The organism is Methylobacterium sp. WL116 (assembly GCF_008039455.1).
Classification (GTDB): Bacteria; Pseudomonadota; Alphaproteobacteria; order Rhizobiales; family Beijerinckiaceae; genus Methylobacterium.
In genome coordinates, this window is record NZ_VRUV01000145.1 from 1 (window position 1) to 9,205 (window position 9,205).

5 protein-coding genes and 1 pseudogene are annotated in these 9,205 nt (G+C 65.2%); 3 read left to right on the plus strand and 3 right to left on the minus strand.

Annotated elements, in window-relative coordinates; translation table 11 throughout:
- Positions 1–418: 418 nt before the first annotated feature.
- The 3 genes from FV223_RS30375 (at position 419) to FV223_RS12780 (ending at position 4,686) form a co-directional block, all read left to right on the plus strand.
- Entirely contained in the window at positions 419–562 is a 144-nt protein-coding gene (locus FV223_RS30375; protein ID WP_187276130.1) for a hypothetical protein, read from the plus strand.
- A 731-nt stretch (positions 563–1,293) separates the two neighbouring features.
- Positions 1,294–1,932, plus strand: coding sequence for a glutathione S-transferase family protein (locus FV223_RS12775; protein WP_147727403.1), 639 nt, complete (start codon positions 1,294–1,296; stop codon positions 1,930–1,932).
- Between the two features lie 264 nt (positions 1,933–2,196).
- Positions 2,197–4,686 carry an EAL domain-containing protein gene (locus FV223_RS12780; protein ID WP_147727404.1) on the plus strand — a complete coding sequence of 830 codons (2,490 nt, stop codon included), beginning with the start codon at positions 2,197–2,199 and terminating at the stop codon, positions 4,684–4,686.
- 111 nt (positions 4,687–4,797) lie between these two features.
- Here FV223_RS12780 and selB read toward each other — a convergent pair whose 3' ends face one another.
- From selB to FV223_RS12800, 3 genes and pseudogenes are all read right to left on the minus strand, one after another.
- Positions 4,798–6,780: a selenocysteine-specific translation elongation factor gene (gene selB, locus FV223_RS12785; RefSeq protein WP_147727405.1), complete on the minus strand. Its 1,983-nt coding sequence runs from the start codon at positions 6,778–6,780 to the stop codon at positions 4,798–4,800.
- A gap of 57 nt (positions 6,781–6,837) precedes the next feature.
- Positions 6,838–8,325: pseudogene (locus FV223_RS12790) on the minus strand (ABC transporter substrate-binding protein).
- 198 nt (positions 8,326–8,523) lie between these two features.
- A complete protein-coding gene (locus FV223_RS12800) occupies positions 8,524–8,994 on the minus strand; it encodes a MarR family transcriptional regulator (RefSeq protein ID WP_147727407.1) in 471 nt (156 codons plus the stop codon).
- Between the last annotated feature and the right edge of the window lie 211 nt (positions 8,995–9,205).

The window sequence follows — 9,205 nt, forward strand, 5'->3', positions numbered from 1 at the left end:
AGCGCCAGACCCTGATGGATCGCCGCTTGCGCCACCACGCGCAGGCTGCCTAACCTCTTACCCCAGATGGACCAGAGCCTCCGCTCCTGAACACCGCTGAATGTCCCAAATCATCTGACGACGGACACTGAAGCTCAATCCCCGAACAAGCTCGACAGACTGTTCTGATCGAGCACAGCATCAGCGGTTTGCCCGCGGCGCGATCCGCGGCGGGCAAACCCGTCATCCATGACGCCGAGCCATCTGCAACCCCCGTGAGAGGTCGATCCGGGTCTCGATCCGGAGATGTGCGAAAGCTCAGGCTGGCGACCACAGCACTGCCACGGTGTGTCACGTGGCAGTGCCCTCGTGAAGAACGGCACGCCTCCCACCGGACGAGGGTACATCCTGCCGCTCTTGCACGGCAGGCTCGTACGCGATGACGACCATTCACCCGACGCGGCGGCTCACATCCGCGGTACCGCCCACGCTCGAGACGCCAACCGATCCGCGCGCCATCGTCCTGACGGACACTTGTCCGACCGGCGTGCTCGATCGAGTCCACGTCGCCGACGACGCCTGAGCATCGGCATTGGCATCGCTCCGCGCCACGACAACCCCTTAGCCCGGGCCGGCAACGGCACCGCGTTCCGAATCTGATTCGTATCGATGGGCGCCGATCAGGCTTCGACGATCATGCAGACCCCGAGATCGTACGGCGCCTCGACCAGCAGGTCGGACTGGAACTTGGACGAGCGATGCAAGCGCTGATGACCCGAGGGGACGGCTGCGCCGTGCCTCGATTTGGGCAACGATAAACAGGTCGTAGGGTAACGTTCTGCCCCATCTGCGACACCGAGCGGGATCCGCTCGGCGGAGCTTCGGACGTACACCGATCCTGCGCGTCACGGATCCAGTTGACGATCAGGATCGGACATTCAGTGCACACCGATAGGGATCGCAAAGGATGACCGACGGGATCCGGCATCTCGTCCAGGAGCGGACGTTCTGCAACCGACCCATGCCGGTCGCAGAACTCAGTTCAAGCCGTGCCTGAAAGCGGTCGTTCGACTCACCCTAGTTCAAGCCGCTTTCGCCCATGACAGCCATCCACGGCGTGCACCTATCGTCCTGAAAGCAGACCTCGCTCGTCGTGCTGGCAGGCGGTGTCGATGGAGGAACTTCGCCTCCACCACCTGCTTTCCAAACCGAGCGCGCAACGTTCGGCATCGGGACGACACGAATGCCGCGGGTAGACGATTTTCTGTCGTTGCCCCGATCCACACCGCAGCCCTCGAAGACACGGGACAAGCGATGAAATTCTACTGGGGACCGCACACCTGCGCGATCGGCATCCACATCCTGCTGGAGGAGATCGGCAAGCCCTATGAGAGCGTGAAGATGGATGTCGCCGGCGGCGAGGCCGGACGAGAGCCGTTCAAGGCGATCAACCCGAAGGGCAAGGTCCCCGCCCTCGTGCGCGCCGACGGGACGATCATGACCGAGTACGGCGCGATCGCCACATGGCTGGCTCGCACCAACCCGGACAAGGCGCTGATCCCCGCCGATCCGGAAGCGGAGCGTCGGGGCATCGAGGTCATGGACTACGCTATCGGTACGCTGCATCTGCGGGGGTTCGGACGGCTGTTCAAGACAGCGAACTACGAGCCGCAGGACATGCTGCACCAGAAGCTCAAGCTCGGGCAGACCTCGGTGAAGGAACAGGGTCGCGCGATCATCGACGAGGCTCTGGCTATCCTTGATCGGCAGATGGCATCCCGCCCTTACGTCGCGGGCGATGCGTTCACGATCGGCGACAGCGCGTTGTTCTACGCGACTCGCTGGGCGCCGCAGGAGGGCATCGCACTCCCACCCAACCTCGCCGGGCATTACGAGCGCATGATCGCACGGCCGGCCGTGACGCGGGTGCGCAGGATCTGGGGCGAGAAGTGATACAGCGGCACCTTCCATCCGGCTGTTTGGGTGGCGGCCGTCTGTTTATCGAATTTGTGGCCCGATAGCGGACCGACCGTAGGCCACCCTTTCTGGCCGCATATTCTGCGGTGCGATCGCCGCCGCTATCATCTAGGGCGCGAGTCGCACCCATGACCTCAGCCCGGAAACATCGCGGTCCCTAAGCAGAGGACTGTCAATGCAACCACTGGTTCATAAAATTCCACCATGCTGCCTAAGGTTGCCGCATGGTGAGGCGTTACGATGTTCCGCGCGTTCGTTTGTCTGACCGAGGAACACACTGCCTGGGTCGTGCCACTGGCAGCCTGCGTCTGCTGGATTTCCTGCTACGCAGGCCTACAGATTGAACAGCGGATCCAAACCCAGCCGAAGGGACGAGCGCTGGTTTGGCTCTTGGCCGCTAGTTTCTCCATCGGTGCTGGCGTCTGGAGCACCCATTTTATCGGCATGCTCGGCTACGATCCCGGCGTCGTCATTGGCTATGAACCGCTCACGACGCTCCTGTCCCTGATCGTTTCAATCGCTGCTTCCCTCTGCGCGCTGCTCATCGCGAGAGCCACGCGGGTGTGGTGGTCGGGCATCTCTGGTGGCCTGCTCTTCGGTCTTGGGGTCGGGGGCATGCACTTCCTCGGCATTGCCGGGATGATGCTGCCCGGTCATTTGTCGTGGGACCCGACGTTGGTCGTCTCGGGTATGTCGACGGGGTGTGCGCTGTCCGCGGCTGGCTTGGCGCTGCACACTCGGCGTACCGGGACTCGTTCGCGCATTCAGGCTGCAACCATCCTAACGTTTGCCATCGCGGCCCTTCATTTTATGGCGATGGCGGCGGTTCACATCAGTCCAGATCCGTCTTTGTCGACCCCCGATCTTGGTCTCGCACGTGGTGTCCTAGCTGCCGGCATCGCAGTGATGATGTTGGTTGTCCTGACATTTGCAGTTCTCACGCTTATGTTGGATCACCTTCGGACGATGAACGCTGTGCTGACCCAGCAAGGAGGAACGCTCCGCAACAAGACGGTAGTCCTCGATGCCACGCTCGACAACATGGATCAGGGCCTCATCATGGTGGATGCCAACGGTGTGGTTCGTGTGTGCAACGAACGGGCCCTCGCGCTCTTAGATGTTCCGCGCGAGATGATGCAGATGCAACCGACTTACCGATCTGTTTTGCGTTATCAGCTGCGGCACCGCGAACGTAGACGCTCCGACCGGTCCAGGAAGTGGGTACAAACGGAGGGATCCCAACAGGCGCACGTTCAAGAGCGCAGGGGATCGAACGGCGTCATTCTCGAAGTCCGCACGGTTCCGTTACTCGATGGAGGGTTCGTTCGGACGTTCACGGACATCACGAAGCGGAAGGCGACCGAGGCTGAAGTGGCGCGCCTGGCGCACCATGACGTTCTCACCGGGCTCCCTAACCGAGCCCTCTTCCACGACCGTTTAGAAAAGCACTTGAACGAGATGGCAACGCAGGGGGGCTCCTGCGCTGTGCTCTATCTCGATCTCGACGGCTTCAAGGGGGTGAACGATACGCTCGGGCATCTCGCTGGCGATCAGCTTCTACGAATGGTGTCGAACCTCCTGATCTCTACAGTTGGCGGCGAGTCGGCTGCGCGGCTTGGAGGCGATGAGTTCGCGGTACTACTCACAGGCGGCCGGCCGGAAGCGAGCGCCGTGGCCTCGCGGATGATCGCCGCCTTCGATATACCGTTCGAGGTGCACGGGAGTCGGATCAAAGTTGGCCTGAGCATCGGCATCGCACTCGCGCCGGAGCATAGCACCGACGCCGAGTGCCTTTATCGCCGTGCCGATCTCGCTCTGTATCGAGCGAAAGCCGAAGGCCGTGGGACATTCCGCATATTCACGCCGATGATGGACGAGGAAGCCGAGGAGCGTCGGGGGCTCGAACGCGACCTACGCGATGCAATGAGCAACGATACCCTCAGCCTACATTATCAGCCGCAAGTGGATGGTCTCACAGGAGCACTCGTCGGCTTCGAAGCTCTATTACGTTGGACGCACCCGGTCCGTGGCAACATCCCACCAAGCGTCTTCATACCTCTCGCAGAAGAGACTGGGGTCATCGTGTCGCTTGGTAAGTGGGTCTTACGGCGGGCTTGCACGGAAGCAGCCCTCTGGTCGAAGCCTCTCAAGGTCGCCGTGAATCTCTCACCTCTGCAATTCCATAAGCCAGATCTGCCAGAGATAATCTTGGGCATCCTGTCCGAGACCGGCTTGTCACCGAACCGCCTTGAGCTGGAAGTTACGGAAAGCATCATCATTAACAACGTCGAGCAGGCTGTCTGTATTCTCCGTCGACTAAAGAGCTTTGGCATCTATATTAGTCTGTACGATTTTGGAACCGGCTACGCATCGCTTGCAACCCTGCAAGCCTTCCCGTTCGACAAACTGAAGATCGACCGCTCTTTCGTTTCTCAACTCGGGACGGGACCGCAAGCCGCCGTCATCGTGCGGGCAGTCCTAAGCCTCGGCAGAAGTCTTGGCATGGGCATCGTTGCAGAAGGCGTTGAAACGCAGATGCAGATGCGGTTCCTGGCGGAAGAGGCCTGTGGAGAGATGCAGGGCTACCTGTTTGGGAAGCCACAACCGATCGAAGAATACGCGGATGCCATTCAACATACGGATAGGCTAACGCGGGACGAAGGTCCGCGCATCAACACGGAACACAGAGGACTCAGCCAGGAACGTCCGCCTCGATGCCATTCCAATTGAAAGTAGAATGTCTTAAATCCACCCAACGCATTCGTTAACGGGCAAATCTTACGCTGTTAGGCCGCCCCGAAAGTTTTTTCGACGTGAGCGGGGAAGGCGTCTCCGCCTCGACTATGACACTCGCATGCCGGTCGGATCCGAACCCGGCGCCTCCGGCACCGGGGCCTGCAGGCTCGAGGGGGCCAAGACGCGCCAGTCGGTTCGGATGCGCCGTCCCTCCGCGATCCGCACCGTCAAACCCCTCTCGTCGAAGAACTCGAGGAGCGGCATGGTCATGTTGCGACCGATGCCGGCTGTCTCGCGGAAGCGCCCGACGGTCAACAGGCCCTCGGGATGCTGGCGCGCCACGGCATCCGCGATCCGCGCCAGTTCGGCGACCGCCTCCGGCAGCGCGTAGTAGTTCTTCGAGATGCGTTGGAGCCAGCCGAGGCGGCCGGCCTTGTCGAGGAGGTGGCGGAGATCGTCGGGGTCGCGGTCCAGGCGGCCGGCCAGGACGGTGAGGCGGGGCTGGTTCAAGCCCGCCTCCTCCAGCAGGGCGCGGACGCCATCGTAGATGACGGCGTCGGCCGGACGCAGGAGCGCCGTGTGGCCGGGCAGGTGAAGGAGCGGGCCGCGCCGCAAGACCTGCCGCGTCCGGACGAGGCCATCAAGGGCAGCCGGGAGGGCCGGACGGTCCCCGGCCTCCACCGTCGACGCGATCTCGTCCCGCGTAAGCCCGGGGTTGTCAGGCTGTGCCATGTGGGTCCGGGCGAGTTCGGACAGCACGCCCGCCGCCAGCGCCGCGACCCGCTCGCCTCTGAAGGCGAGCCGCGGGCCATCCTCTGCCACGACCGCCCCCGCCTCGGCGACGAGGGCTTCCAGCTTCGCCACGGGCAGGTTCCGCAGGCGCGCGAACCGAGGGAGGTCGATCCCGGGCTCGGAGGTGGCGAGGAGCCCCCGAAGCGCCCGACCGTCGTCCGCGGTATCGAGGGCTGCGACGACCGCCCGGCGTTCCGGCGTCCAGGGACCCCGGCGCGGTCCCTCCACGTCGATCACGCAACCACCCCCGAGCGTGCGCGCGGCCGAGACGTCGCGCAGAACGAAGCGGTCCCCGGCGAGGGCGCCGACCTCGCGGTCGAGCGTGATCACCGCGTGGGTGGACGTGCCGGGTTCGACCGACCCAGCTCCAGGGAGCAGCAGCCGTCCGGTCACCGCGGCCGCGCCGAGATGGAGATGCACAGGGGTGCGGTGGCGCAGGGGCCGACTTTCGTGCGGCAGCACGCGCACGGATACGTCGAGGCGGGTCGTCGGCCCGTGCAGGGCCGGCGACAGGACCCACGTGCCCCGACCTACGTCGTCGAGGGACAGGCGCGGACCGGTCAAATTCAGGGCGCAGCGCTCCCCGGCGCACGCGCTCTCGGCCACTGCGTCGTGAACGCGTAACCCGCGCACCCTGACCTCGCGCGCGCCGGGCGAGACGAGGAGCCGATCGCCCACTCGCACCGTGCCCGCGTGCACCGCCCCGGTCACGACCAGGCCGGCGCCGGACACGGTGAAGCGTCGGTCGACAGCAAGCCGGAAGCCGCGCTCGGCACCTGCCGGGGCGTGGGAGCCGGCCGCGACCTCCAGCAGGCGGGCGAGGTCAGCGATGCCCGATCCCGTCAACGCGGAGCAGGCGACGACCGGCGCCGCCGCGAGCCCGGTTCCGGCGAGGAGGGCGTGGATCTCCGCGGTCACCGTCGCAATGCGGTCCGGATTGGCGCGGTCGGCCTTCGTCACCGCGACGACGCCGCGGTCAAGGCCGAGAAGGTCGAGGATGGCGGCGTGCTCGCGGGTCTGGGGCATCACCCCGTCGTCGGCGGCGACCACCAGCAGCGCGCAGGCCACGCCCGTGGCGCCCGCCACCATGGTGCGGACCAAGCGTTCGTGGCCGGGCACGTCGACGAAGCCGAGCGGTATCCGGAGGCGACCGTCCCTCGGCGCGTAGGCGAAGCCAAGGTCGAGGGTGATGCCCCGGGCCTTCTCCTCCGGCAGCCGGTCGGCGTCGATGCCGGTCAGCGCCTTCACCAGCGCGGTCTTGCCGTGGTCGATATGGCCGGCGGTGGCGACGATCATGCGGCCTTCGTGCCCGCGAGAGGTGGCGGCGCGGGAAACCCCGCGCCGCCTTCCGCCTCAACCCTGGATCCGGGTCTCGGCGAGTTCGGACATGCAGGTGTCGTAGGGTGTGAACGCCACCCGGTCCGACACCGCGAACAGGGTGAAGGGCGAGTACAGGAACAGGGCTTTGGCCTCGTCCTGCAGGTAGCGCTCCACCTCGCGAACCACCCCCTCCGTCTCGGCCTCCGGCGTATGCAGGAGCTTGTCGTAGAGGGCGTCGAACTTCGGATCCTCCGGACCCTGGCGCAGGGTCGCGTCACACCCGAAGAACTCCCGGTGCACGCACGCCACCGGATATTGCGGCGTCCAGTCGAAGTACCATTCGAGCTTGACGTCGAAGTCGTCCGGCAGGTCGCCCCGGTCGCTGACGAAGCGGCAGCCGAGGCCGACCTTGGCGAGGCACTGGCCGATGGCCTCCACCACGCCCTTCCAGGCGGGCGAGGCGACGAAGACCAGCTCCCGCCCCCCGAGCTCCAGGCCGTCGAGCGTGCGCTTGGCACCCTCGGGGTCGTGCGGCATCGGCTTCATGTCCGGATCCGCGCCGTAGCGGCCGGGCTGGATGAAGGCCGGGATCACCGTGCCGTAACCGTGCGCTCCGTGCTCCAGCACAAAGGCCTGGTCGATGGCAAGGTTGATGGCCCGGCGGGCCTCCGGGTCGCGCCAGGGCGAATTTGGACGGTTCTCGTTGAAGACGCCCGTGAGGATCGTCTTCGCCTTCTTCGTCTGGATCCTGCCGTGCTCGCTTGCCGGGAAGGCGTGCGCCTCGTCCGGCGTCAGGTCGAACACCACGTCGACCCGTCCGTCACCGGCCGCCACCGACTTGATGCCCTCGGCCTTGCCGATGACGTTGTCGTAGACGATCCGGACCGTCGGCTTGCGAGCCGGGTTCCAGTACGTCGGGTTGGGCTCCATGACCACGCGATCGGAGCGGCTATCGATGAGCGAGACGCCCTCGGTGAGCACAAACGGGCCAGTCCCCCACGGACCAGGCGCGTCGATCACTCACCAATGGCCTTCCGCCGACCCGGTCTTCGGATCGACAAAGCCCCACTCGTTCCAGAACCGCGTCGAGGGCAGGTGCATGCCCCGCAGCTTCATCAAGGCCGCAGAGTCCCCACCGGGGAAGCGCATCCGGACGGTGCGGTCGTCGACCGCGTCGCATGTGACGTCTCGGGCGAAGTTCAGGAAGGCGCCCGGCGGGTGCGGGTTGGTCCATTCCTGGACCTTGTCGAAGCCGAGCTTGAACATCGCGGCGTCGAAGGGCTCGCCGTCCTGGTAGACCGCGTCCCGCATCTTAAGTTCGAGGGTCTCCCCGTCGAGCCAGCTCCAGCTTTCGGCGAGGCTCGGCTGACCGATGCCGTCGTGATCGACGCGGTTAGCCTCCTCCATCGTGTTCCAGGTGATGGAGAGCCAGTTGACCGGCGACGGGTCGACCACCGTCACCGTGTTGTGGGGTCCCCAGGGCTGGCCGCCCCCGGGATCCCCGGTCGCTTGCGCGTCCATGTCTCCTCCTCGTTGTCATGACCCGCATCGCGTGCGGGCATCGTTCGGCTCGACGCGAGCCGACATCTTGGAGGGCGCCTGCAATCCTGCATGGCCCTCAATGGTTTCGCCCGGGCCGCCGGCCAGCCAGCCGTCGACCCCTCGCGATTCAATGCGGGCCCGCGGAAAGCCGCGTCCGTGCGCCGTCGCGGTGCATCCTCAGCCCGGCTCGTCGCTCTGGGCCATGCCCGCTGCGGCGACTCGGTCAGCGAGATCCTTCAACTCCTGGCGCAAGTCGGCGAGTTCGCGGTCGCCGAGGCCAGTGCGGCAGACCACAGCCTGCTGCGCCGTCGCGACTTGGTCTTCCAGCAGCCGGCCCGCCTCCGTCAGGGCGACGAGAACGATGCGCCGGTCCACCGCGCGGGTCCGGCTGACGAAGCCCGCCGCCTCCAGCCGGTCGACCAGGGGCGTGATCGCACTGGACGTGAGTTGCAGCCGGGCGGCTAGGTCGTGCACCGCCGTCACGCCATCTTGCCAGAGCGCCAGCATGACGAGGTACTGCGGGTAGGTCAGCCCAAGCTCGCCCAGCAACGGCCGGTAGGCGCGCACGACCGTGTTCGTCGCAGCATAGAGGGCGAAGCAAAGCTGGCCGTCCAGCCGCAGGCGAGTTTGCTTCGTCGACGTCGACACTGATCACTACTCCGTTCAGACCTTAATCATTCATGCGTGAACGATGTTGTCAATGGGTTGTATCTCGCGCAGCGGGAATCGCGTCTAGGGCCTGTCGTCGCCTGAACAGATTGGCTGGGCTTGCGTTTTCGTCTTTCTGATGGAGGAGGGACGATGCTGAGCGACGCGCAATGGGCTGATCTGGAGCCTCTGGTTGAAGCCTGCCGGCCCA

What these genes read in the sequence shown, in the direction of transcription:
- FV223_RS30375 (WP_187276130.1), top strand. Translation starts at nt 419, where the DNA reads ATGACGACCATTCACCCGACGCGGCGGCTCACATCCGCGGTACCGCCC.
- FV223_RS12775 (WP_147727403.1), top strand. Translation starts at nt 1,294, where the DNA reads ATGAAATTCTACTGGGGACCGCACACCTGCGCGATCGGCATCCACATC.
- FV223_RS12780 (WP_147727404.1), top strand. Translation starts at nt 2,197, where the DNA reads ATGTTCCGCGCGTTCGTTTGTCTGACCGAGGAACACACTGCCTGGGTC.
- selB (WP_147727405.1), bottom strand. Translation starts at nt 6,780, where the DNA reads ATGATCGTCGCCACCGCCGGCCATATCGACCACGGCAAGACCGCGCTG.